The 23,917-nt window shown below is 44.4% G+C and carries 26 protein-coding genes; 5 read left to right on the plus strand and 21 right to left on the minus strand.

What is annotated here, in order from left to right; translation table 11 throughout:
* Positions 1–16: 16 nt before the first annotated feature.
* On the minus strand, positions 17–1,288 hold the full coding sequence (gene icd / locus QR721_RS08965) for an NADP-dependent isocitrate dehydrogenase (protein WP_348026120.1): 1,272 nt from the start codon (positions 1,286–1,288) through the stop codon (positions 17–19).
* A 46-nt stretch (positions 1,289–1,334) separates the two neighbouring features.
* A complete protein-coding gene (gene citZ / locus QR721_RS08970; protein WP_348026122.1) occupies positions 1,335–2,453 on the minus strand; it encodes a citrate synthase in 1,119 nt (372 codons plus the stop codon).
* Between the two features lie 454 nt (positions 2,454–2,907).
* On the opposite strand from citZ, the gene ytvI reads away from it, so the two are divergent.
* Positions 2,908–4,011, plus strand: coding sequence for a sporulation integral membrane protein YtvI (gene ytvI / locus QR721_RS08975; protein ID WP_348026124.1), 1,104 nt, complete (start codon positions 2,908–2,910; stop codon positions 4,009–4,011).
* Here ytvI and QR721_RS08980 read toward each other — a convergent pair whose 3' ends face one another.
* The 6 genes from QR721_RS08980 to dnaE all read right to left on the minus strand — a co-directional run bounded on the left by QR721_RS08980 (position 4,012) and on the right by dnaE (position 12,704).
* A complete protein-coding gene (locus QR721_RS08980) occupies positions 4,012–4,404 on the minus strand; it encodes an FxsA family protein (protein ID WP_348026126.1) in 393 nt (130 codons plus the stop codon).
* Positions 4,405–4,452: 48 nt separating this feature from the next.
* Positions 4,453–6,213 (minus strand): pyruvate kinase, encoded by a 1,761-nt coding sequence (gene pyk, locus QR721_RS08985; protein ID WP_348026128.1) that lies wholly within the window; start codon positions 6,211–6,213, stop codon positions 4,453–4,455.
* 44 nt (positions 6,214–6,257) lie between these two features.
* Entirely contained in the window at positions 6,258–7,220 is a 963-nt protein-coding gene (pfkA, locus tag QR721_RS08990) for a 6-phosphofructokinase (protein ID WP_348026130.1), read from the minus strand.
* Positions 7,221–7,328: 108 nt separating this feature from the next.
* The gene (gene accA / locus QR721_RS08995) at positions 7,329–8,300 is read right to left on the minus strand and encodes an acetyl-CoA carboxylase carboxyl transferase subunit alpha (RefSeq protein ID WP_348026132.1); all 972 of its coding nucleotides are present in this window, start codon (positions 8,298–8,300) and stop codon (positions 7,329–7,331) included.
* Positions 8,297–9,157 (minus strand): acetyl-CoA carboxylase, carboxyltransferase subunit beta, encoded by an 861-nt coding sequence (accD, locus tag QR721_RS09000; protein WP_348026134.1) that lies wholly within the window; start codon positions 9,155–9,157, stop codon positions 8,297–8,299. The genes accA and accD overlap by 4 nt, the downstream gene beginning before the upstream one ends.
* A gap of 205 nt (positions 9,158–9,362) precedes the next feature.
* A complete protein-coding gene (gene dnaE, locus QR721_RS09005; protein ID WP_348026135.1) occupies positions 9,363–12,704 on the minus strand; it encodes a DNA polymerase III subunit alpha in 3,342 nt (1,113 codons plus the stop codon).
* 146 nt (positions 12,705–12,850) lie between these two features.
* Here dnaE and ytrH point away from each other — a divergent pair, with 146 nt between their 5' ends.
* Together ytrH and ytrI are read left to right on the plus strand one after the other, a co-directional pair.
* Positions 12,851–13,183 (plus strand): sporulation membrane protein YtrH, encoded by a 333-nt coding sequence (gene ytrH, locus QR721_RS09010; RefSeq protein ID WP_348026137.1) that lies wholly within the window; start codon positions 12,851–12,853, stop codon positions 13,181–13,183.
* The gene (gene ytrI, locus QR721_RS09015) at positions 13,183–13,686 is read left to right on the plus strand and encodes a sporulation membrane protein YtrI (protein ID WP_348026139.1); all 504 of its coding nucleotides are present in this window, start codon (positions 13,183–13,185) and stop codon (positions 13,684–13,686) included. Before ytrH ends, ytrI begins: the two co-directional genes overlap by 1 nt.
* Positions 13,687–13,727: 41 nt before the next feature.
* Here ytrI and QR721_RS09020 read toward each other — a convergent pair whose 3' ends face one another.
* On the minus strand, positions 13,728–14,669 hold the full coding sequence (locus QR721_RS09020; protein ID WP_348026140.1) for a DHH family phosphoesterase: 942 nt from the start codon (positions 14,667–14,669) through the stop codon (positions 13,728–13,730).
* A gap of 103 nt (positions 14,670–14,772) precedes the next feature.
* Here QR721_RS09020 and QR721_RS09025 point away from each other — a divergent pair, with 103 nt between their 5' ends.
* Entirely contained in the window at positions 14,773–15,066 is a 294-nt protein-coding gene (locus tag QR721_RS09025) for a YtpI family protein (RefSeq protein WP_348026142.1), read from the plus strand.
* 45 nt (positions 15,067–15,111) lie between these two features.
* Here QR721_RS09025 and QR721_RS09030 read toward each other — a convergent pair whose 3' ends face one another.
* The 5 genes from QR721_RS09030 to QR721_RS09050 form a co-directional block, all read right to left on the minus strand.
* Positions 15,112–16,416, minus strand: coding sequence for a DRTGG domain-containing protein (locus QR721_RS09030; protein ID WP_348029821.1), 1,305 nt, complete (start codon positions 16,414–16,416; stop codon positions 15,112–15,114).
* A 72-nt stretch (positions 16,417–16,488) separates the two neighbouring features.
* Positions 16,489–16,719, minus strand: coding sequence for a hypothetical protein (locus QR721_RS09035; RefSeq protein ID WP_348026144.1), 231 nt, complete (start codon positions 16,717–16,719; stop codon positions 16,489–16,491).
* Positions 16,720–16,795: 76 nt separating this feature from the next.
* Entirely contained in the window at positions 16,796–17,476 is a 681-nt protein-coding gene (locus QR721_RS09040) for a metal-dependent hydrolase (RefSeq protein ID WP_348026146.1), read from the minus strand.
* A 66-nt stretch (positions 17,477–17,542) separates the two neighbouring features.
* Positions 17,543–18,661, minus strand: coding sequence for an alanine dehydrogenase (ald, locus tag QR721_RS09045; RefSeq protein ID WP_348026148.1), 1,119 nt, complete (start codon positions 18,659–18,661; stop codon positions 17,543–17,545).
* A 117-nt stretch (positions 18,662–18,778) separates the two neighbouring features.
* Entirely contained in the window at positions 18,779–18,931 is a 153-nt protein-coding gene (locus tag QR721_RS09050) for a hypothetical protein (RefSeq protein ID WP_348026150.1), read from the minus strand.
* Positions 18,932–19,065: 134 nt separating this feature from the next.
* Here QR721_RS09050 and QR721_RS09055 point away from each other — a divergent pair, with 134 nt between their 5' ends.
* Positions 19,066–19,500 (plus strand): universal stress protein, encoded by a 435-nt coding sequence (locus tag QR721_RS09055; RefSeq protein ID WP_348026151.1) that lies wholly within the window; start codon positions 19,066–19,068, stop codon positions 19,498–19,500.
* Between the two features lie 45 nt (positions 19,501–19,545).
* Here the strand turns inward: QR721_RS09055 and QR721_RS09060 are convergent, their stop codons facing one another.
* From QR721_RS09060 to QR721_RS09090, 7 genes are all read right to left on the minus strand, one after another.
* On the minus strand, positions 19,546–20,046 hold the full coding sequence (locus tag QR721_RS09060; RefSeq protein ID WP_348026153.1) for a MogA/MoaB family molybdenum cofactor biosynthesis protein: 501 nt from the start codon (positions 20,044–20,046) through the stop codon (positions 19,546–19,548).
* The gene (locus tag QR721_RS09065) at positions 20,046–21,044 is read right to left on the minus strand and encodes a class I SAM-dependent methyltransferase (RefSeq protein WP_348026154.1); all 999 of its coding nucleotides are present in this window, start codon (positions 21,042–21,044) and stop codon (positions 20,046–20,048) included. Before QR721_RS09065 ends, QR721_RS09060 begins: the two co-directional genes overlap by 1 nt.
* A 113-nt stretch (positions 21,045–21,157) precedes the next feature.
* Positions 21,158–21,892: a Bax inhibitor-1/YccA family protein gene (locus QR721_RS09070; RefSeq protein WP_348026156.1), complete on the minus strand. Its 735-nt coding sequence runs from the start codon at positions 21,890–21,892 to the stop codon at positions 21,158–21,160.
* 88 nt (positions 21,893–21,980) lie between these two features.
* Complete coding sequence (gene tpx / locus QR721_RS09075; protein ID WP_348026158.1) at positions 21,981–22,478, minus strand: thiol peroxidase; 498 nt, start codon at positions 22,476–22,478, stop codon at positions 21,981–21,983.
* A gap of 70 nt (positions 22,479–22,548) precedes the next feature.
* Positions 22,549–23,028 (minus strand): GerW family sporulation protein, encoded by a 480-nt coding sequence (gene ytfJ, locus QR721_RS09080; RefSeq protein ID WP_348026160.1) that lies wholly within the window; start codon positions 23,026–23,028, stop codon positions 22,549–22,551.
* Positions 23,029–23,046: 18 nt separating this feature from the next.
* On the minus strand, positions 23,047–23,586 hold the full coding sequence (locus QR721_RS09085; RefSeq protein WP_348026162.1) for a DUF2953 domain-containing protein: 540 nt from the start codon (positions 23,584–23,586) through the stop codon (positions 23,047–23,049).
* Between the two features lie 119 nt (positions 23,587–23,705).
* Positions 23,706–23,912 carry an alpha/beta-type small acid-soluble spore protein gene (locus tag QR721_RS09090; protein WP_348026164.1) on the minus strand — a complete coding sequence of 69 codons (207 nt, stop codon included), beginning with the start codon at positions 23,910–23,912 and terminating at the stop codon, positions 23,706–23,708.
* Positions 23,913–23,917 lie beyond the last annotated feature (5 nt).

The raw sequence follows: 23,917 nt of genomic DNA on the forward strand, positions 1-23,917 counted from the left end.
ATGCTCCCTCCTCAGATTAAGCCAAGTTTTTGATCAATTCATCCGCAAATTCAGAAGTACCAACTTCTGTAGCATCATCCATAAGATCCGCAAAGTCGAATGTTACAACCTTAGACGCAATTGTCTTCACGATTGATTGAGTGATCAAATCTGCTGCTTCATTCCAGCCAAGGTGTTCAAGCAATAGGACACCTGAAAGAATAACAGATGAAGGATTTACTTTGTTCAAGCCAGCGAACTTCGGCGCAGTACCATGTGTCGCTTCAAAGATCGCGTGACCAGTTTCATAGTTGATGTTTGCTCCTGGCGCAATACCGATGCCACCGACCTGTGCCGCTAATGCATCGGAAATATAGTCGCCGTTCAAGTTAAGAGTCGCAACAACGTCATGATTTTTTGGCTCCATAAGAATCTGCTGCAAGAAGATGTCCGCAATTGAATCTTTCACGATGATTTTGCCTGCAGTTTCAGCTTCCTTCTGTGCAGCATCCGCAGCATCTGCGCCTTTTTCAGCTTTAATGCGGTCATACTGTGCCCATGTGAAGACTTTGTCTCCGAATTCTTTTTCAGCAAGCTCGTAGCCCCAGATTTTAAATCCGCCTTCTGTGAACTTCATGATATTTCCTTTATGCACTAGGGTAACGAACTTGCGGTTTTCTTTAACCGCATATTCAATTGCCGCTCTAACAAGACGTTCTGTTCCTTCTTTGGAAACAGGCTTTACACCGATACCTGAAGTTTCAGGGAAACGGATTTTGTTAACGCCCATTTCATTCTGCAGGAAGTCAATCACTTTCTTTGCTTCAGGCGTTCCTTCCTGCCATTCGATACCTGCATAGATATCTTCGGTATTCTCACGGAAGATGACCATGTCTACATCTTCTGGATGCTTGACTGGTGATGGAACACCTTCAAAATGACGTACCGGACGCAAGCAAGTGAAAAGATCAAGAGTCTGGCGCAATGTTACGTTCAAAGAACGGATCCCGCCGCCTACAGGTGTTGTAAGAGGACCTTTGATTGCGATAAGGTACTCGTCAATTTTATCCAGAGTTTCTTGGGGCAGCCATTCACCTGTTTCATTGAAAGCTTTTTCCCCAGCAAGAATTTCCATCCATTCGATCGACTTCTCGCCATTGTATGCTTTTTCAATACCTGTTTCGATAACACGGCGAGCAGCTGACCAGATTTCCGGACCGATTCCGTCACCTTCGATAAAAGGAATGATCGGGCGTGCTGGTACGTTTAGTTTGCCATTCGTTACTGTAATTTTTTGACCTTGTGTCATGATTGGGCCTCCATTCATTATGTATAGTGAAAGAACAAGCGCAAAATTACGCTCGTTCCGAAAGTGGTACGTATTGCTGATGCTGCGGGCCTGTGTATTCAGCGCGCGGACGGATCAGACGGTTGTCACTGTATTGCTCAAGAATATGGGCAATCCAGCCAGATACACGACTAATTGCAAAGATTGGCGTGAACAGATCTGTCTCAATGCCGAGGCTATGGTAGACAGAAGCTGAGTAGAAGTCAACATTCGCAGGCAGTCCTTTTTCCTGCTTAATGTAATCTTCTATTTGAACAGAAATATTGTAAAACTTCGGCTGTCCAGTAATCTTCGTCAATTCTTCGGACATCTTCTTCAAATGCTTCGCACGCGGATCTCCACTGCGGTAAACACGGTGTCCAATTCCCATTACCTTTTCCTTATTGGCGAGCTTCTCCTTAACGTAAGGAAGTGCATTTTCTTCTTCGCCAATCTCAAGAAGCATCTTCATAACACCTTCGTTTGCACCGCCATGAAGCGGGCCTTTAAGGGCACTGATTGCTGCTGTAACACCGGAATAAATATCCGATAGTGTAGCGACACATACGCGTGCTGTGAAAGTTGATGCGTTCAACTCATGATCAGCATGAAGTACAAGTGCCTTATCAAGCGCCTCGACTTCCATATCGCTCGGTACTTTATCATTCAACATATAGAGGAAGTTCGCTGCAAAGCTTAGATCCTTATTCGGCGCAACCGGTTCATTGCCCTGACGGATACGGGAAATAGCCGCTACGATTGAAGCGATACGGGCTTGCATACGAATCGCCTTGCGCAAATTAGCTTCTTCGCTAATTTCATCTGCTTCCGGATCGAGCATACCAAGGAATGAAACGGCTGTTCTAAGTGCCGCCATCGGTCGGACTTTTGTCAGATCATAAGAACGAAGATGGTTGATCACCTCACGTGGAAGTTCTGCATGGTCTGCAAGTTCTTTCTTCAAAGCGGACAGTTCTTGCTCTGTCGGGAGCTTCAAGTGCCACAACAGATAGATGACTTCTTCAAAAGTAGAATTTTCCGCCAGATCGTCTATTTTATAGCCAACGTATGTAAGCTGATCATCGATGATCGAGCTGATTGCCGAATGTGCAGCTACAACGCCTGCCAGACCTTTAGTCTGTGTCATAAGAAAACACTCCTATTCTCTCTGTCTCACTGAAATTGGTGGACCCCTTTAATTCTTTTTCGTGAAATATGAATTTTCGAAACTATGAGGGCAATAAAAAAATGAAGTTGATGATGGATCGCTTAGCATCAAGCATCCATTTTGACATCGCCTCATTATGTAGACATCGCCGCCGGCAGCATTCAATGCCGCCGCATATTTAGTTTTTAACACATGGATTTAGGTCATTATTCTTTGCTGAAAATGATTAATCCATTTTGGCCAGTCTTCGCCCATAAAGTAGATTATAGTTTATTTTGTCCAATATGTGAAACGAAAACAGACTAAAAATATAGATTTCTTATAATCCGTATTGTGCTATAACAGCTGAAAACCTAAAAGATCTCTAGTCTTTTCAGACAAGCCTCCGCATAAACTTGACAAAGATTTTCCAATTGATGCGGAGTGAATTTAAATGAATAAAAATTATATGTTACCCGTCCTGCGTCTGCTGCTGATTGCTAGTTCCGTCCTAGTAATTTTTAGTCTAGCCCGGTACACGATCTTACATTTGTATCCTTTTTTCATCGCTTTGGCTCTCGCTTTAGCAATGAATCCCGCTGTCTCCTTACTGGAAAGAAAGTTAAATATGTCCCGGACTCTGGCAATCTTATTCACACTTCTCGGAGTTCTTGCAATATTTTTTAGCATCGTTATCTATGCCATTGTTGAAATTGCCCAAGGCACTGCGATTATTGCGGACAAACTTCCAGGACAGATTGAATTGCTGGCAGAAGCGATCAGACAGCTTACCAATGATTTATTAGGCGAACCATATGTCCAGGTACGTGAGATTTTCCATTCTCTCGGCGGTGCGGAACAAGCGCTTGTCCATTACCAATTCAACGGTCTCATAAGAAATGCAGCCGAAGCGCTTCAGCATCTGCTCTGGCAGCTTCCTCAATGGCTTCTTATTATTCCGGGCTCGCTCGCAACGTTACTGCTAAGTATTCTAGCCGCTTTCTTTATTGCTAATGATTGGCCACGCCTGGTCAATTTTTCACGAAAAAAAACACCCGAAACCGTAAAAATACGGCTTGGGCTCTTAAAATCAGAATTGAAAAAGACTGTCGGTAATTATATGAAGGCACAGCTGATTCTTCTCGCAGCGACAGGAGTCATTGTTCTAATCGGTCTTTTGATCCTACGTATCGAACATGCACTTACAATCTCATTAGCCGTCCTTGCTGTCGACTTGCTTCCATATGCTGGTACAGGGCTCGTCTTTATTCCATGGATCATCTATGTTTTTCTTTCAGGCCAGTACGACTTAGCAATCGGACTTTCCCTACTGTACATGGTCATCATTATTTTCCGGCAGCTTGCAGAGCCAAAATTACTTTCTTCCAGTATTGGCATTCATCCGCTTCTCATGCTCATTGCCCTTTTTGCCGGATTACAGCTTTGGGGTCCCGCAGGATTGTTCGCAACCCCGATCCTGCTCGTCCTAATAAATGGTCTGCGTGCTTCCGGCTTACTGCATGACGCCTGGCAATATATCCAGCACGGCAAAGTTTGACTAAAATCTGCGGAAGAAAAAAGTTCTTTTAGCAATGATAAAAGCGAGCCATTTTTTAATCAGCTTCTTGAATGGACGTCTTGTTATTGGAAGCAAGAGTAACAGGCCGAATGCATCTGTTACGAATCCTGGGGCAATAAGAAAAACACTGCCAATAAAAATACAAATTCCGTCTACGATTTCTTCACTAGGCATTCTACGTTCCGCCATTGCCCGCTGCGCTCGCCGCCATGTCTCCATTCCCTGTTGGCGAGCAAGAAGGCTTCCTAGAACTGCCGATAGAATAATAAGCGCAACTACCCAGCCGGCACCAATTTGGCCACCAATCCAAACGAAAACACCAATCTCAATTGCCGGCATAATGATGAAAATTAAAATAAGTATCCAAGGCATTCATATATCCCTCCTTCAATGAAAAAAGAGAGGATGCCCTCTCTTTTTTTACAAAACGCTTGCATGCCCTTTATAAATATCACCTTTGGCACTATCAATTGTAATATCTTCGTTCTCTATCAGCAATTTGAAAGCATCATCTACACCAACAACGACCGGAATGCCAAGGCTCAGCCCTACAACAGCAGCATGAGAGGTTAAGCCCCCTTCAATTGCGACAAGTCCTGCCGCTTTTTCAAGTGCGGGCATCATTTCACGGTCAGAACCGATTGTGACGAGAATGTCTCCTTCTTTAACTTTCTCAAGCGCTTCCTTCGCATTTTTGGCAAATACAGTTCGTCCATAAGCACTCTTTCTGCCAATACCTTGACCTTTAGCGATCACATCGCCAATCACATGGATTTTCATGAGGTTCGTCGTTCCCCTTTCATTAATTGGTACTCCTGCCGTAATAATAACTTTGCTCCCACGTTTGACAAGTCCAGATTGAAGGCAGCAGTCAATTGAGAAATCAAGCATTTCATCAGTCGTATGTGCTTTTTTGCTCAAGATTGGCTGCACTCCCCAGACGAGTGCGAGCTGCCGTTTGATGTCTTTTGAGAATGTAATAGCGATAATCGGCACAGCCGGACGATACTTCGAAATCATCCTTGCCGTATGTCCACTTTCAGTCGGCGTGACAATTGCATTCACTTTAAGGTTCTCAGCCGTATGTGTGACAGATTGGCTGATTGCGTCTGTAATCGTCATGTCAACTGCACGAGAACGGTCTTTCAAGATGCGCTTATGGTCAAGCGCATCCTCTGCTTTGAGGGCAATTCTGTGCATCGTCTGGACAGACTCTACCGGGTAATCCCCTGCTGCTGTTTCTCCTGAAAGCATGATCGCATCGGACCCATCAAATATAGCATTCGCTACATCTGATGCTTCCGCACGTGTAGGACGTGGATTACGCTGCATCGAATCCAACATCTGTGTTGCTGTAATGACTGGTTTTCCCACTATATTGCATTTTTCAATAAGGCGTTTCTGGACGAGCGGCACTTCTTCAGCCGGGATTTCAACACCAAGATCTCCACGTGCGACCATGATGCCATCGCTCGCTTCAATGATCAAGTCAATGTTGTCGACCCCTTCCTGATTCTCGATTTTCGGGATAATTTTGATATGTTCGGCTTTTTCAGACTCCAGCAATTCACGGATTTCAAAAACATCACTCGGCCGTCTTACAAAAGAAGCTGCGATGAAATCGACATCCTGCTCTACTCCGAAACGGATATCCGCCGCATCTTTTTCTGTCATGCCTGGCAAGTTAACTTGAACATACGGTACATTGACACCTTTTTTATTTTTGACAAGACCGGAGTTGATAACTTTTGTTTCTATTTCTTTCCTGTCCGGGTGAAGAGCAATGACTTCCAATTCAATGAGACCGTCATCAAGCAGAATTTTCTTGCCTGGCTCGATATCATTAATGAGGCCCGGATACGTAATTGAAAAACGCTCACTCGTCCCTTCCACTTCTTCCATTGAAACAAAAACAGTGTTGCCTTTCTCAAGCTCTGCTTTTCCACCAGCAAAATTCCCTGTACGGATCTCCGGACCTTTCGTATCAAGGAGGATGGCGATATCCGTATTTTTGTTAGCAGCAGCTTGGCGTATATTTTGGATGCGTGCCGCATGCTCCTCGAAATTCCCATGCGAGAAATTAAGACGTGCCACATTCATCCCCGCATCAATAAGCTGCTCTAAAGTTTCAACCGATTCGGAAGCCGGTCCGATTGTACAGACGATTTTTGTTTTTCGCAATAATATCTCCTCCTATAGTTTATTCTTTCCCTGTTTTCATGTGTTCAAATGGATAATTGCTTGGACAATTCATAAAGTGCTTCAGCATCTTCTGTACTACGTTTTTGCAACGCTTCGGCAAATGGCGCTTCCATCATCGCATTGCAACGAATGCCTACCATTTTCCCTGTTTCACCTTCCAGAAGCAGTTCAACAGCTCTCGCACCAAAACGACCTGCCAACACACGGTCATGCGCTGTCGGCGAACCGCCACGCTGAATATGACCGAGCACTGTCACTCTCGTCTCCAGTCCTGTCGCTTCCATAATCTTGCCGGCAACGTCAGGAGCACTACCTGCACCTTCAGCGAGAATGATGATACTGTGCTTCTTGCCACGCGCCATACCTTTTGCCAGTCTTGCCATGACACGGTCAAGGTTTGTATTATGCTCTGGAATCAGGATGCTTTCGGCTCCATCGGCAAGACCTGCCCACAAAGCCAAATCTCCCGCATCTCGTCCCATTACCTCTACTACATATGTACGTTCATGTGAAGTGGCGGTGTCGCGAATTTTATCAATTGCATCAATTATTGTATTAAGTGCTGTGTCAAAACCGATGCAATAGTCCGTGCCGCCGATATCATTATCAATTGTTGCGGGGATGCCAATACACGGGATACCGAGCTCCGAAAGTGCAGCTGCACCAGTCAGACTGCCGTCTCCACCGATGACAATAAGGCCATCAATGCCTGCCTGCTGCAAATTGGCAACAGCCAGCGCCAGGCCTTCTTCGGTACGAAAATACTCGCTGCGAGCTGAATGAAGGATCGTACCGCCGCGGTGTATAATATCCCCGACGCTCCCTGATTGAAGCTCAAGGAATTGTCCTTCAATCAAGCCTTCATAACCGTTCAGAACACCAACCACTTCTGTATTATGATACACCGCCTTGCGGACAACGGCACGAATGGCTGCATTCATCCCGGGCGCATCTCCACCGCTCGTCAAAACTCCGATCCGTCTCATCGGGCTTCCCTTCCTTCTTAGCAAATACTTCTCTACTTTTTAAGATAATCAGAATCAGCGAAAATAGCAAAAAATATCTATGCTCAAAAAGAAAAGAGACTGAATTACTCAGTCTCTTGCTAATTGGGCCTCTTGGAAAGTCCCAATCTGTTTGTACTTGTCCCAACGCTTTTCAAGCAGCTCATCACTTTGCAATGTTTTCAGCTCATTTAGCGCTGCTTCAATTGCCTCATTAATGCGCTCTGCCTGCTTCCCTGCATCGCGATGTGCTCCACCCTTCAATTCAGGAATGATGCCGTCAACAATGCCGAGTTCTTTCAAATCGTGGGCAGTAATTTTCATCGTTTCCGCCGCCTGGCGTGCTTTACCTGAATCTTTCCAAAGCAAAGCTGCTGCGCCTTCCGGTGAAATAACGGAATAAGTAGAGTTCTCAAGCATGAGCAGTCTGTCTCCAACTCCAAGAGCTAAAGCCCCACCGCTTCCCCCTTCACCGATCACGATGCAAATGATAGGAACCTTCAAGCCTGACATTTCCATCAGGTTGCGGGCAATTGCCTCACTCTGACCGCGTTCTTCAGCAGCTTTTCCAGGGTAAGCACCTTTCGTATCAATGAAGCAGATAATCGGACGTCCGAATTTATCTGCCTGATACATATGACGAAGCGCCTTACGATAACCTTCAGGATGTGGCATACCAAAGTTACGGTGAATATTGTCCTTCGTATCCTTACCGCGCTGATGACCAACGACTGTTACCGGCTCCCCTTTGTAAAAAGCAAGTCCTGCAACGATTGCACTGTCATCACCATAAAGGCGGTCACCATGAAACTCGATGAAATCATCAAAAATCGCATTCACATAGTCAAGTGTCGTTGGGCGATCCTGATGGCGTGCCATAAGAACCTTGTCCCACGGTTGAAGGTTTCCGTAAATGTCATCTTCCAATGACGCCAGTCTGTTCTCAAGCGTCGCAATTTCTTCTGTCAGATCCATATCAGAATCCTGAGTGATCTTCTTTAATTCCTCAATCTTTTCTTTAAGATTCACGATTGGTTTCTCAAATTCCAGCACTTGTTTCATGAGCGCACTCCTCCTTTTGCATGCATTGCCAGAAGAAGTGACAGTGTATCCTTCATATCATGTCGATTGATTACTTTGTCCAGCTGACCATGCTTAAGCAGAAATTCAGACGTCTGAAAGTCTTTTGGCAACTTCTCACGAATAGTCTGTTCAATGATTCTACGGCCAGCAAAGCCGATAAGTGCACCCGGCTCAGCAAAATTATAATCACCAAGTGATGCAAAACTTGCTGAAACACCACCTGTTGTCGGATGTGTCATAACGGAAATCATCAAACCGCCACTCTCAGAAAGACGTTTGATCGCCATTGAAGTTTTTGTCATCTGCATGAGGCTAAGAACGCCTTCCTGCATGCGGGCACCGCCGGATGCACAGAAAATGATGAATGGAATGCCTTCATCTTTAGCACGTTCAATTGCACGCGCGATTTTCTCGCCAACAACAGACCCCATACTACCCATTCGGAAGCGAGAATCCATAACGGCAAACGCTGTAGGATTACCATCAATCGTCCCTTTTCCTGTAACGATCGCTTCATTCATTCCAGTCTTCTGAATATCCTTCTCAATCTTGCCTTCATAGCCTGGGAAGCCCAGCGGGTTGCCTGTCTTGAGCTCCTTGTCCCACTCTTCAAATGAACCTTCATCAAAAAGGCTTTCAATCCGAACCCATGCACGCATCGGATGATGATGTCCACAATTCGGGCAGACGAAAAGCTGTTTTTCCATTTCTTTCCGGTAAAAAATTTTATGGCAGCCATCACACTTCATCATAAGCCCTTCCGGAACTTCGAGCTTCTGATCCTCACCAGGGATGGTCGCATATTTTTTCTTTTTGCCAAAGAAATCTTTAAGCAAAGTCCACTCCTCCTTATACGTCAACACGGAAGACTCTGTCTGTTTTAACAGACAAAGGACCTGTCTATGCCACATATGTAAAACTACTATAATCAATAGAAAATAAAAATGCTGTCAACATTCGTCGACTTTGTAAAATTAAATTGGAAAGCTGACCGTAACCTCCTAATTATAGCAAACGAGCTATCTGTGTAAAGTGACAGCCTTAGCCTTCCAACTTAAGAACAACTTGTCCCTGACCGAAATATTGTTTTAATTCAGCTATACAAGATTCGTTTGTATCCATCGCATAGGAAGATTGAAGCCCGTAAGTCTTCTTTTTATCCTCATGATAGAAACGGATCGGTACATGTCCGGGATGACATTTCGCCGTCTTCTGGAGGAAAGATAGAGCTTCACGCTCCGATTTTCCCTTCTCCAATTTGATATAGAGCGTTTCCTGTTTCACTTCTTGTAAAATATTCTCATCGAAAGGCATTGCATCATTAATGAGCCATTGCAATACATCTTTTCTCATCTCCACTTTGCCGCTGACGAACAACATAATCCCTTCTTCGAGAAAACGATTTGTATTGCGATACGTTTCAGGAAACATGACGGCTTCCATTTCAGCCGTCTCATCACTCAAGGTCAGAAACGCCATTGATTCGCCCCGTTTTGTCCGAATCACCTTCATACTTTGCAATATCGCGCATGTTTTCAAATTCCGTTTTCCTGAAGATCCATCCGCTTCCGCTAAGGAGATGAAGCCACTGACCTTGAGCCTGGAACGATAGTTTTTCAGTGGGTGGCTTGATACATAAACGCCAAGCAAATCCTTCTCATCCTGAAGTTTCTGCACTTGGCTCATATCTTCCATTTCCGTATAATTCCCTTCCAACTCGTCATAAAAGAAGCTTTCCTGGCCATCGAGGTCTCCAAAGAGCTCTCCCTGCTCCATCGCACTATCTACAGAAGCAAGCATCGTTGCTCGGTTCGGATGAAGTTCGTCAAAAGCACCTGATAGAATAAGTGTCTCAATCATTGCACGCGTAATAATTTTCAAATCTACCCTTAAGCAAAAATTGAACAGGTCACGGAAAGGTCCTCCTTGTTTGCGCTTCATGATGATTTCCCGCGCGACTTGATGGCCTATCCCGCGAATTGCGTTCAAACCCATGCGGATTTTCCCCTGTTCTGCCGAGAAGAAACCAAAGCTTCGATTCACTGAAGGCGCAAGGACATCAATTCCGAGATCACGTGCTTCTTTTATATAAGCTGCAAGCTTGTCATGGCTCCCATGAACAGAGGTCATCAGCTCTGCGAAGAAACTTGCAGGGTGATGTGCCTTTAAATAGCTCAGCTGAAAGGCAATTTCACTATAAGCAACGGCATGACTTTTATTAAAACCGTAATTTGAAAAACGAACGATCCATTCAAATATCTGCTCCGCCACTTCCATCGTGTAACCATTTTCCAGACAGCCCGAAACGAATGCAGAGCGTTGTTCTTCAAGCACCTCTTTTTTCTTCTTGCCAACAGCCCGGCGCAGAATGTCTGCACGTCCAAGGGAAAATCCGGCAATTTTACTCGCAATTTGCATAATTTGCTCCTGATAGACGAGTACCCCGTATGTTTCCTTCAAGATCGGTTCAAGATCGGGATGAAGATATGTAACAGGTTCTGTACCATGCTTGCGCTTGATATAGGTCGGAATGTAATCCATCGGGCCCGGACGATAGAGCGCATTGACCGCCACAATATCTTCAAAACGAGTTGGACCAAGCTCCCGAAGCACTCGTTTCATGCCAGCTGATTCAAGCTGAAAAATTCCGTTTGTACGGCCTTCTTGCAATAATCTGTACGTTGCTGCATCATCTTTTGGCAAGTTATGAAGATCAATTTTAACCTTTTCAGTATGATGAACCGATGATAGCATCCGCTCAATCATAGACAAATTGCGCAGTCCTAGAAAATCCATCTTAAGAAGACCGATCGCTTCAAGATCATTCATCGGGAATTGAGTAAGCGTCACTTCGCCGGAACCTGGAATAAGCGGAACGTGATTCACAAGGGGTTCCTCACTTATTACAACACCGGCGGCATGAGTGGAAATATGCCGAGGCAACCCTTCTAGCCTTGAGGCGATGCGGAACAGCTGCTGAATTGATTCTGTCTGCCTTATATATTCATTCAGCTCGCGCGACTGTCTTGCGTAGTCAACGATATGCATTGTACCAAGCTTTGTCATTTCTTTAAGGATGAAACGAAGATCCTGGTCGCTAATTCCTAGGGTCTTCACGAGCTCGCGAATAAGCGACCTTGCAGCAAACGTACCGAATGTGATGATTTGAGCAACATGTTCAGCACCGTATTTCCTTCTCACATATTGAATCACCTCATCACGCCGCTGGTCGGAGAAGTCGACATCAATATCCGGCATCGTCACACGCTCCGGATTAAGAAAACGTTCAAAAAGCAATCCGTAGCGGATCGGATCGACCTCTGTAATTCCAAGAACATACGCAACGAGAGAGCCCGCTGCAGAACCCCGCCCAGGTCCGACCATGATTCCTTCTCTTTTTGCAAAGTCGATAAAATCAGCAACTATTAGGAAATAGTCGCTGAATTTCATTTGACTGATCACCGATAGCTCATATTTCATCCGCTCATAGGCAACATTATCGTCTTTACTATAGGCTGAAGTAAATTTCTGCTCGCAGACTTGGCGCAAGTATTCGTCTGCTGTCTGACCTTGTTCGACTGGATAGGATGGGAGCATCTGTCTGTCAAAGTCAAGCTCCAAATTGCAACGCTCCGCAATTTCCCCCGTTGCAGCCAGCACCTCCGGAAAATCAGCAAATAGCTGTTCCATCTCATCTTTAGTTCGGAAATGCATTGGAGCGGACGTGCTAGCGGAACCAGAGTCAAATTTCCTTCCTTCTCGCATCGCCTGCAAGCAATGAAACGCCTCTGAATCTTTGTGATCAAGGTAGCGCACTTCCGGCAGCGCAACTACTTTCATGTCCAGATGTTCCGAAAAGGCACACAAAGATTTCAGCATCTCCGCTTTTCGCACAACGGATAAATCTGCACCAATATGAATATTTCCTGCTGCGAAAACCTTTTTCCACTTATCGATATGCCCCTGCATATCATCGAATCGATAATCTAAAAGCATATTGAACAACAAAGATTCATTGACAGGTAAAACGCCAATGACCCCTTCTGTAAAACCCGATAAATCTTCCACTTGAAATGTTTCATCCGATGTCTGTAGTTCTGTCGACAATCGAATAAGTGAATGGTAGCCGTCCATATTTTCAGAAAGCAGAATAATTCGTTCTTCCTGCCCGATATCTCCAACGAAAATATTCATACCGATTATCGGCTTCACACCATTCTCCGTACAAGCCTTGTAAAATGGAATGGCACCGTGCAGCACACTGTTATCAACAAGAGCAACCGCACTGCAGCCACTTTCTCTCGCGCGATTTGCGAGCCGGTCAATATGTATCGTACTTTCCATCAGGCTGAAGCCACTTCTGACATATAAGTGTGCAAACATGCATATTCCCTCCGCTCATTTCCTTCTTAACCATTATAGCGGATTACCGCTTTCCGGTCATTTACTGTCTTCCTCTTTCATAAGGCAGCTGTATCCAGCATACAATTCACTATCCAATTCAGTTTGTCCAAAAAGGTGGAGTTCAGGTGGAAGAACGCTTCTTCGTCACATTCATACATTGTTTTTTTATAGCTTTCGGAGTCATACTCGGTGGTGCATTTATTGGAAGCATCGGTTCTTTCGCAACTGGAGATGCTCCGCTAGCAGTTATGCAGCGGATTGCAAAAAGCTTGAGGATCTGGGCAATCGCAGCGGCAATTGGCGGCACATTTGATGCGATTGCCAATTTTGAACGTGGCATTTTCGACGGGTCGACGATTGATATTTTCAAACAAGGTCTACTCATTCTTTCTGCAATGGCTGGGGTTAAGACCGCCATGGTCCTCCTCGCTTGGTTCACTCAGGAGGAGATGCTCTAATGCATATCCCCCCTTATCATAAACAGCCCGGATGGCAACGTTTCTTTGCGGGAGCTTTTTTTGGCGGCTTAATTGCTTACATGATCTTCCTATTCATGTACGGAACGATGCAGGCTGATTTTCAAGAAGAGCATCTTGCATTAAAAGCAGAAACAGCGGAACTGAAGCGCCAGAACACAGCTTTGCTTGAGGACAATCAAAATCTTGATGAAAAATCAAAAGAAGAAATTGGCATTGATTCAATTGATATTGCTATTTTAAATAGCGAAGAGATGAAATTTGACCGTTTGCTCGGCCATCAGCTCACAGAACTCGTCAGGGAGGAAGTCGATCAAATCATCGGTGCTCCCATCGGATCAGTTGCGGAGAACGCAGACCTTCTCGTCTCAACAATTGAGAATAAGACGTACGAAATCGACGACTTCTCCTATAAGCTTGAAGTTCGCAGACTGACAATATACAAAAAAGTACATATCGCGGTTCACGCCAAATTTAAAAAGTAAAAACACCTTCACAGCTAGAAAAAGCTGTAAAGGTGTACTGCTCATTTATATTCAGCGCATAATGCATCAAGATCAGAAATCAGTGCATCAGCTTCATTCCATGAATACACAGCCGCGCCTGATGCTAGCGGATGGCCACCGCCATTATACTTATTGGCAAGCTTATTGATAACTGGTCCCTTGGAACGGAGACGCACACGGATTTCTTTTTCCTCTTCAATGAAATACACCCATGCTTTGATGCCGCGAATGTCACCGAGGATTCCGACGAGCGCACTTGTTTCAGCAACTGTCACATCATACTTCTCTATAATCTCTCTTGTTAGCTTGATTGCGCATGCACCGGATGGCAAGAGCTCGTAATTGGAAAGCACATAGCCTTTCAGCTTGGCAATTGCATCTTTCACATCATAGAGCCCGTTATAGAGTGCAGTTCTATCAAAATTATACTGGACAAGCTCTGCTGCTACACGGAAAGTTTTGTCCGTCGCACTTGGGAAAAGGAAACGGCCCGTGTCACCGACGATTCCACCATAGATTAAACGAGCAGCACTGTCTGTCATCTTAAATCCATTATCTTTGTTTTCAAGGTAAAATTCATAGATCATCTCACTGCATGAACTTGCGTTTGTATCGACCCAGAGGAGATCTCCATATGGATCATTGTTCGGGTGATGATCAATTTTAATCAGTTTCGCTCCCTTGTTGTACCGTTGGTCGCTTATACGCTCTGTATTCGCAGTATCACAAACAATGACAAGTGCTCCTTCATACATATCATCTGTAACAGTGTCCATACGAATGAGGAATTCCAAATCAGGATCTTCTTCACCTGTAAGATAGATCTTCTTATCAGGGAAGCTTGCACGCAAGATTTCCCCAAGACCTGCTTGAGAACCATAAGCATCCGGATCGGGTCTAATATGGCGGTGCAATATAATCGTTTCGTATTTCTTGATTTCCTCTGCAATTTCTCTGATCATGATAAATCCCTCTTTTCAGTTATTGAATTTATGTATTGATGCTGGATATGATTGCGCCGACACGATACAATGAAGAAAACGCTTTACATAAGGAGCCTGTTATATGTTCATCGTTGCTGTATTGATTTTGCTGTCGGCCATTTTGTACATCTATTATAAAGTACAAATCTTAAGAACGCGCGACTCATTGAGACAAGTATATTTTAACGCAAAAGCAAAACTTTGTCTTGGAAGCCTTGTTTTCTTTTTTGGAATTAATCAATACATTCTCTACCAGACTCGCTTGTCGCTCTTCATTGGGATTGTCTTCCTTCTTATAGGCGGAGCACTTTCTGTCCGCGGCTTCAAAGAAACAAAACATTATCGCGGTGAATGGAAACGTTTGCGTACGGAATGACAAAAAGCCGGGAATCTCCATCAAAATTGGAGGTTCCCGGCTTTTTTAACGGTCAATCAATTGAGCCATGATCATGCCTTTGCCGACGAGTTTTCGTTCGTTGAAGATTTCGACTTCAACCTTTGCATAGATGCGGCCGGCTTCAAGCAAGTGCGGCTTTATGACAAGCGCTGTATCAATCTGTACAGGCTTGATGAAGAACACGGTCAGATTTTCAACGACAAGCTCGCCTTTTTTCATATGATGCATCAGACGGCTCGCAGCTTCAATCATAATTGAAGTGAAGACTCCATTTGAAAGAGTTCCCAACTGATTCGTCATTTGTGGAGCGACAATTGTTTCGTAAACCATTTTCTCATCGCTCTCTGTCATTTCACGCGCTATGATATCCTCAATTGTCTCCCCAATTTGCGGCTGGCGCTGAATATGCTGGAGTGCTTTCAGTACGTCCTGCCTGGTGACAATTCCGGTAAGTACCTGGTTTTCATCAACGACAGGGACAACTTCGATGCCTTCCCATACCATCATATGGGCGACAAAGGCTAGTGAAGTCTTCTCCTGAACGACCTGAGGATGCTTCGTCATTACTTTTTCTATTAGGATATTATGATCCTGTCGTAAAATATCCTTGGACGCGACCATACCGACGACATGCCGTTCTTCATTGATGACAGGGAATCTTGTATGAGCTGTTTCATTGTTCAGCACATGCCAGTCATGTACTGTATTTTCTGCTTTTAAGTAATAGCATTTATCAAAAGGGCGTGCAATATCAGATACAAAAACAATCTCTTTTTTAATCAGCTGATCATAGATTGCCCTGTTGATCATCGTCGCTACAGTAAACGTATCATAACTTGTAGAAATGATTGGCAAATTCTTTTCGTCAGCGAGACGCTTAATAGACTCTTCGGTATCAAATCCCCCTGTAACAAGCACAGCTGCCCCTGCCTTTAAGGCAAGTTCATGAGCTCGGACACGGTTCCCGACAATAAGTAGGGATCCCGCCTCGGTGTAACCCATCATCGCGTCAAGCTGCATTGCTCCAATAAGGAATTTATGTAGCGTCTTATGAAGGCCATTGCGTCCGCCAAGTACTTGTCCATCTACAATATTGATAATTTCAGCAAAGCTCAGTTTTTCAAAATTATCCTTGTTCTTCTTCTCGATTCGAATTGTACCTACACGCTCTATCGTACTGACGAGTCCTTGAGTCTCGGCATCTTTGATTGCCCGATATGCCGTGCCGTCTGATACTTGTAGCGTTTTGGCAATCTGGCGGACAGAGATTTTACTGCCCGCCTTCAATGAGTGTATATGCTGAATAATCTGTTCGTGTTTCGTCGCCACCATCTTACCCCGTCCCCAAACTGTACTAATCATGAATTATATAACTTATTATACAGTTAAAGGCGAAATTCCTCAATGGCTATCTGTCAACCTTTTTCGCTGTTCCTTCTGTTCTACTTCAAGCTTTGGCTGTAATTGTAAAAGAATAGCCAAGTTGGCACCAGCACAGAGCAGGAAGAAAACGAGCCATAACCCCCAGAACAGGAGACTTGCCCCGCTCGTCGCCTCAGGTATCTTGGGCCAGGCAATATACAGAAAGAACGCCGCCAGCAGCAGCCGGAGCAATGCATGGTTGCGAATCATGTTCACCTCTCCTTTCATCACTAATTCAATATATGCCTGTCCAGCTTCTGCGAGAACAAAAAGAGCCGCTCCTGAGCTACAGCTCGAGCGACTCACCAATCTTTAAAAGCGTGCCTTTACCGGTACGAACATCTTTCGCAAAGGCATCTCCATCCTGTTTTATCCCCGGGAACGTATTGAAATGGATTGGCACTACTTGTTTCGCTTTAATCCAATCTGCTGCCAGCAATGCATCTTCTGGCCCCATCGTCACATTGTCCCCAATTGGCAAAAATGCTAGATCAATTTCATTCAGATCACCAATCAGTTTCATATCCGAGAAGAGCCCGGTATCTCCTGCATGATATATCGTTCTGCCTTCAGCTGTGAACAGAATCCCCGCTGGCATCCCCATATAAATGATGTTATCATCCTTGTCCATATAGGAAGATCCATGGAATGCTTGTGTTAATTTTACTATACCAAAGTCGAATTCATGCTTGCCACCAATATGGAGGGCATGTGTGTTCAATCCTTGAAGTCTTAAGTACGTCGCCAACTCAAAAGTTGCAACGACTAAAGCCCCTGTACGCTTGGCGATTTCAATCGTGTCGCCGACATGATCGTTATGACCATGCGAAAGCAAAATGACATCAGGATCGACTTTATCTGCATCAAGATCACACAGCTCATTTCCAGATATGAAAGGATCAATTAATATACGATGCTTTTCTGTCTCAATCATAACAACAGAATGTCCATGATAGGAAATCTTCATCAAGTATCTCTCCTTTAATAAAACACGCCTGGCAAGGAACTCCAGGCGTGTTTATCATTTTCAGAACTATTTTCCGAGTTGATTTTCGGCAGATTCATATTCAAGGCCATGTGCCTCAGCAACGCTTTTATACGTTACATAGCCATCTAATGTATTAATTCCTTTGAACAGTGCCGGGTTATCCTGACATGCCTTCTTATACCCTTTATTCGCAATTTGAAGCGCATAAGGTACAGTGACATTAGTCAGTCCGATTGTTGAAGTACGCGGAACTGCACCTGGAATGTTCGCAACAGCATAGTGAACAACGCCATGCTTTGTGTATGTTGGATCATCATGAGTTGTAATCCGGTCACTTGTCTCAACAATACCGCCCTGGTCAATGGCTACATCAACGATTACAGAACCTTCTGGCATCGCTTTAACCATTTCTTCCGTAATCAACTTCGGCGCCTTCGCACCTGGAATCAATACTGCACCGATGACGAGATCCGATTCTTTCACTTCTTCCAGTATATTGAGTGGATTAGACATCACTGTGTGCAAAGCAGCACCAAACTGGTCATCGAGCTGACGCAGACGTTCCGGACTGAGATCGATGATTGTTACATCCGCACCAAGACCAATGGCAATCTTAGCCGCGTTTGTTCCTACGACACCGCCACCGATAATCGTTACTTTCCCGCGCTTCACCCCAGGAATTCCTGCAAGAAGCACTCCACGACCGCCATGCGGCTGTTCGAGGAACTGGGCCCCAATCTGCGTCGCCATACGTCCCGCAACTTCACTCATTGGAGTAAGAAGCGGTAACGAACGATCCTCAAGCTGAACCGTTTCATAAGCAATACCGACAACTTTATTATCGATCAGAGCTTTCGTCAGTTCAGGCTCTGCAGCTAAATGAAGATATGTGAAGAGAATCAACCCTTCTCGGAAGTATCCGTACTCTTCCTTAAGCGGTTCCTTAACTTTCATGACCATTTCCTGTTGCCACGCTTCAGCAGCGCTTCCAGCAATAGATGCTCCGGCCTCTTTGTATGCTTCGTCCGTAAAACCGGAACCGAGTCCCGCGCCAGTCTCAACATAAACCGTATGACCTGCCCCCGCGAGCGCGTGAACGCCTGCTGGTGTGATGGCTACACGATTTTCATTGTTCTTAATTTCTTTTGGCACTCCGATATTCATAATTGAATACCTCCCCTTATTGCATATTATGTGTACAGTAAGTACTATATTTCAACACTGATGGCCTGCGCTCCTTCTTTTATGAAGGCAGTGCAGGCGTCACCGTGTTGTTCCGCATTATCGCTTCTGGTTGTTGTATTTGTTAACTGCTATGTTGTTGGAGAGGTGGTCCTTATCTTCAATAACACCTCGTTGCACATCTTTGATATGCTGGTTCTTTACAGAAGCTACCCCATCATCAGGTATCTTAAACTTTTCCTTCTTATCCATTCCGCTCACCTCCTATACCTTATCATGTGCAACAGTAGGCGTTCGTATGTCCTGGAAAAGATCTTGGAATTTTATGAATTTGGCTTACATATAAATTTCATTGGGTATATAATAGGAGAAAAGGGGGAGTTATCATGAATTGGGATTATAAAAACATCGTAGTTGCCATTGATGGATCAGACGCAGCAGCCAAAGCATTTGAGAGAGCGCTCAGTTATGCGAAACAGCATAATGCCCGCTTGATTCTCGCCCACGTCGTCGATTCTCGCACATTTGCGACTGCTGAAGCGTATGACCGTACACTTGCAGAACGCGCAGATGAATATGCGACAGAAATTCTGGACCGTTATATGGACGAAGCGAAAGCTGCTGGCTTGCAAGATGTTGTACGCCATGTGGAATACGGTTCTCCAAAAGTTAAAATTGCAAAAGATGTTGCAACTAAATTCGAAGCTGATCTCATCATATGTGGGGCAACTGGCCTGAACGCAGTTGAACGCTTCCTAATTGGTAGCGTTTCCGAAAACGTTGTTCGCCAATCCAAATGTGATGTGCTCGTCGTAAGATAAAACGCAACAAGGCGCCCGCTCAATAGGAACGGGCGCCTCTTCTTATCACAAATCCTTCTGAGCTTCGTGCACGATGTGGGAAAATTCTTTCAAGATAAGCTTTTCCATCGCAAGCTTGACAGCACCACTTGAACCTGGAGTAGTGAAGATCGGTCTGTCATTCACAATACCTGCAATCGCGCGAGACATAATGGCTGAAGAACCGATATCCTCATAATAACTAAGCGTGCGAAACACCTCTCCGAAGCCAGGCATTTCCTTATCGAGCAGTGACTTGACCGCTTCAATCGTCACATCCCGCTTTGCCATGCCTGTTCCTCCGTTTGTAAGAATCGCTTCCACTGCTGCATCCTTGCTTTTTTCCTTGATTATTTTCTGTATTGCTTCGAACTCATCACGCACAATAGTCCTTCCGACTACTTTATGCCCGCTATCTTCCAACATTTGAATCATGAGATTGCCGCTCTTATCCGTTTCTTCCGTACGCGTATCGCTAATCGTTAAGACAAAACAATTCACGGATCGATTTCTATCCGGATTTGACATTAGTCCTGCGCCCCTTCTCTTTCTTCATTATATGTCTTGAACCACGCATCGACTTGGCTAAGCAGATTTGCCATTGCCTGGGCATTTTTAAGTGATGGCAGCTGTGCGAGCAAAGGCTGCTTCGGCATAGTGGCACCGTTGCCTTTCTTCTGCAATATAAAAATACTTTTAACATGCTTCTTCGACTTGAATGCTGTCTCAGGAAGTCTTAAAAGACCAGTAATGAAAGCTTCTTCATGGATAAACTTGTGCAAAGCACCCGCCTGATCACTTTCGAAAAGAAAGTCAGGAACGAGCAAAATACAATAGCCGCCTGGCTTGCAATAGCGCAGTCCAGTTTCAATAAACAGATGATGTGCATAAGAATGCCCATCATCCGCTTTCAGCTTGTAATCCGACGCATCTCCGGGATAATAGCCAACTGGCAAATCCCCTACAACGAGGTCCACTGGATCAAGAAGAAGCGGTCGCAAAGCATCCTGATGGAAAAATTCAATATTCTTCTCTTGAATATTGGCATTCGCCAGAGCAATTCGAATGAGTGTAGGATCAATTTCAGCTGCATACCCTTTCGTATCTTTCGGCAGCCGATCAAGTACAGCTGTAAGTAAATTCCCAGTACCACCTGCCGGGTCAAATACTCGTAAATCTTCACGTCCATGAAGAAATTTTTCAGTGAGATAGGAAACAAAGAGAGCGATTGCTTCCGGAGTCATCAGGTGTTTATCCTGTGTAGAGTCTTTCATCCCTTTTAAAATCGCAAGCTGCACTGCTTTTCGCCGATCCTCAAGCGTAATATCGTCAAGCACGACGTTGCTAAAAATATTTTTAAGTCGATGAGCAAGCAAATCATCGAACTCTTCTGGCACTTCTCCGAAAAACAGACAATCCAGCACTGTGCCAAGCGCGTCCAGATACGGTTCGCCGGCATGCTGGACTATTGCTTCCGTTCCTGCATCAAGCTGCTCAAAAAGCTCCTCCATACTTGTCTTTTCCATAAATGTTCCTCCAATCAGCCATTTCAAATATATCTATTGTATCAGATTAGATGCCCAATGGCGCTTCCTGTGCTCGTACAAAAAAGGAGGCATATAATGCCCCCTTCGAAAAATCAATTTCTTCGATAAATTTTGGCTAGCAGCCTGATAATTTCAAGATATAACCAGACTAGCGTCACCATAAGCGCAAAGGCACTGTACCATTCCATGTATTTTGGAGCTCCGCCTTGTGCACCGCACTCAATATAATCAAAATCTAGCATAAGATTTAACGAAGCTACAATGACAATTCCAATACTGATTGCGATACCAAGTGGACTCGCTTCGTGAAGATATGGAATCTGAATACCGAAGAATGACAGAACAAAGCTCAATAGGTAAACAATCGCAATGCCAAGTGTCGCTGCGATGACTCCATTCCGGAATTTGTTCGTCACACGGATGATTCTGCTCTTATAAATAAATAGCATTCCCGCAAAAATCCCAAGCGTGAGCAGGACGGCCTGCTGGGTGATACCTTGATAAGCGGATTCATAATATGCTGAAATTCCGCCGATTACAACACCTTCAAGAATAGCATAAATTGGGGCAGTTACCGGTGATACCTTCTTAACAAATGTAGTCACTAGTGCGACCACAAAGCCGATCACTGCCGCTATACCGACGAAGCCGATCACTTCTGTTCCCTCATTATAGGCATTCCATGTAAAGAAAGCTGCAACCGAAAGTAGAATAAGCATTATAAAGCTTTTATTAACAGCACCCCCGACTGTCATGATGCGGGAAGATGGTTTCTGACCAAAATCAGAGAATGTTTCCGAACTAAGTGTTGGATTTCCGCTACGCAAAGCGATCCCCTCCTTCTTCTCTCATTATAGAGCAAACCTGAAGTATTAGAAGAGCAAAAAAGCCCCCAATTGGGAGCTTCTTTTATATTTAAGCATTCCGAGCGGCTTCAAGCGCCTTATCGTACTGTGGATGGCTGCTTACTTCAGGAACATATTCCGCATACTGGACAACGTTGTCTTTGTCCAAAACAAAAATAGCACGTGCCAAAAGACGCAGTTCACTAATGAGCACACCATATTTCTCACCAAAGTCCGCTGCACGGTGATCGGACAATGTATCAAGATTCTTAATACCGTTTGCTGCACACCATCGTGTTTGGGCAAATGGCAAGTCCATGCTTATTGTAAGTACATGAACGTCTTTCAGCTTGTCTGCCTCTTCATTGAAACGACGAATCTCTTCGGAACATACCCCTGTATCAACGGATGGTACTGAGCAGATCAACTTAACTTTGCCTTCATAATCTTTAAGTGTTCGTTCCTGCAAGTCGTTGGAAAGCACAGAGAAGTCAGGTGCTTTATCTCCTTTTTTGATCTCATTTCCGATCAGTGTAACGGAATCGCCTTTAAATGTAACATTTGCCATTCATATAACCTCCAGTTGTCTCTTTCCACTCATTATGATGAATATTTAGACAACTGTCCACTGGATTGCCTTAGATTTCATAAGGATCGTCATGACGATCCTGACGACGTTTTGAACCCATCCGAGAACCGCCTTGGTCACTTTTCTGCTGCTTGCTTTCAGAAGATGGGAGTGCGTCTTTAAGTGCCTTTTGAAGTTTTTCAATCGTTTCCGGAGCTTTGTCAATCAGCTTCTCATAGATATGCGTATGTTCATCGAGATGAACCATCTTGATGCTGCCATCTTTTGTAATAACGAGAAAAGCTACAGGTGATACAGAAACCCCACCGCCGCTGCCTCCCGCAAAAGGAATCGGATCTTCAGAATGCTGCTGGCCTGAAGGCAGATCACTTCCTCCCGCCGCAAAGCCAAAACCGACCTTTGATACCGGGATAATTGTACCCCCATCTGGTGTTTCGATTGGGTCTCCGATAATCGTATTCGCTTCAATCATGTCTTTCAAATTTTCCATTGCTGTTGTCATAAGACTATCTATTGGATGATTACTCATATGTCAAAATCCTTTCCTTCATTTATTCTTTGTACTTGGTATTTGCATGTATGCAAGGATAGCTTGCCCCACCGTAATCGTACCAATGCAGTACATTCGGGAATCAAAGAAAGATTGGTGAAAATCCGGAAAAACTTGAAGATCCGGTTTTCCTTTGAATGAAAAGAAACGGTATGCCTGACTAATGATCATACCTTTCATACTCCAGAGCCCACCTGCGGCAATTCCCGCTGTTGCTGCATCGCCAGTACCGAATTCAGTCTTCCACGTTAGTTCTCTTATCTTTATTTTTTTCATTATTTTCTTTCGGCTATCCAATTCCTTTTTCATTCGCTTCCAGTTCACCAGTATATTTTTTTCCCAATTCCCTCCATCCTCTTGCTTCAGTGGAATAGTACGCTCTACTATGTGAATTCCAAAGAGGCTCGCTCGCATAAATGCACAACGTTCTTCATCGTCATAAATGCATTCTAAATAAATTTGTACTTTTGATTTTATCAATATGACAAACAAGAGGATGACTATAAATAAAATGAGTCCAATGACAATCCAAATCATGGGCATGCTCCTGACTCTATCTGCTTTCCTTATAGTTTGGCACAATCAGGGAGTTTTATGAAAAAAATAAAGAGGCAGCTCCTATACAGGAACTGCCTCAGCCATTTCATATTCAGTTGTTATTGCTGACCGAAGCCACGCATTTGCTCTTGAGCTGTACGGACAAGACGCTTAGTGATTTCTCCACCGACAGAACCGTTAGCACGGGAAGTTGTTTCCCCGCCAAGGTTTACGCCGAACTCCTGAGCGATTTCGTATTTCATTTGGTCAAGTGCCTCCTGTACGCCAGGTACAAGAAGTTCGTTTGAGTTGTTGTTGTTAGCCATGTTGT

This window comes from Aciduricibacillus chroicocephali, assembly GCF_030762805.1.
Lineage (GTDB): Bacteria > Bacillota > Bacilli > Bacillales > Amphibacillaceae > Aciduricibacillus > Aciduricibacillus chroicocephali.